At 31.3% G+C, this 891-nt stretch carries 2 protein-coding genes; both read right to left on the bottom strand.

Annotated features, from left to right (window positions below; genetic code table 11):
* Window positions 1-607: T9SS type A sorting domain-containing protein (locus K8089_RS16170; RefSeq protein ID WP_237604322.1), on the bottom strand; the 607-nt coding region annotated here is incomplete at its 3' end.
* A gap of 104 nt (window positions 608-711) precedes the next feature.
* Window positions 712-891: T9SS type A sorting domain-containing protein (locus K8089_RS16165; RefSeq protein WP_237604321.1), on the bottom strand; the 180-nt coding region annotated here is incomplete at its 5' end.

The raw sequence follows: 891 nt of genomic DNA, 5'->3' as shown, positions 1-891 counted from the left end.
ATTTTTCTGATGCAATAACAATTCTTCCATTAATATCCATAATGGAAACGGAATCGAAATTATTGGTTTCAGATTGAATAATCAGTTTGTCTTGAACAGGATTTGGATAAATAACCAATTTTTTAATCGAAGGATCTTTTATTTCTAGAGCAGGAAAATTTTTGTATTCTTGATAACCAATATTAAAATTATATTGAAGTACTATATGTTTTTGGTCCCCTGATGCCTCTATCACATAAATATCCGCGGTATTTTCTCCGAGGAAGGGAATGAAAAAATAGGATTCCAGCTCCTCCAAATCCTGACAGTTTTCAGTTTCACGGACTATATTCCTTGGAATAAAGTTGTCGTCAACACCTAATGGACCGTTATTTATGTATTCAAAGTTTCCCACGAAGTCGTTGCAGAAACTCGAACCATAGAGCGTATAATCATTTTGGATAATCAAAGTTGGTCCTTGTGTAATTTCTAAATCACTTATTGTAACTACTCCATTACTGGTTGTAAAACTGTGCAAATACCAATTATCTACAAAATATTCCGGAGGTTGGGCAACTGTTATTTGCACGGAAAAAACAATTGTAAAAAGAAGTATAAGTTTTTTCATAACTGAAAGATTAGTAATTAAATGTACTTAAAAATTCACTTTTAGCCGCTAGAAAGCTATTACGCTCATTCAATGAAATCTGTTTCGATTCTATTTAGCGAAAATCAATTTTTAATAAATTTCTTTGTAGTTTTTCCTTCGGAAGTGGTAGCGGTTATAAAATACATTCCCGCTTTTAATGCTGAAATGTCTATTTTATTTGAAATTAATTTTTCTGATGCAATAACAATTCTTCCATTAATATCCATAATGGAAACGGAATCGAAATTATTGGTTTCAGATTG

This window comes from Aequorivita vitellina (assembly GCF_022008365.1).
In the GTDB taxonomy this organism is placed as follows: domain Bacteria; phylum Bacteroidota; class Bacteroidia; order Flavobacteriales; family Flavobacteriaceae; genus Aequorivita; species Aequorivita vitellina.
This window is presented reverse-complemented; position numbering and strand designations above follow the sequence as displayed.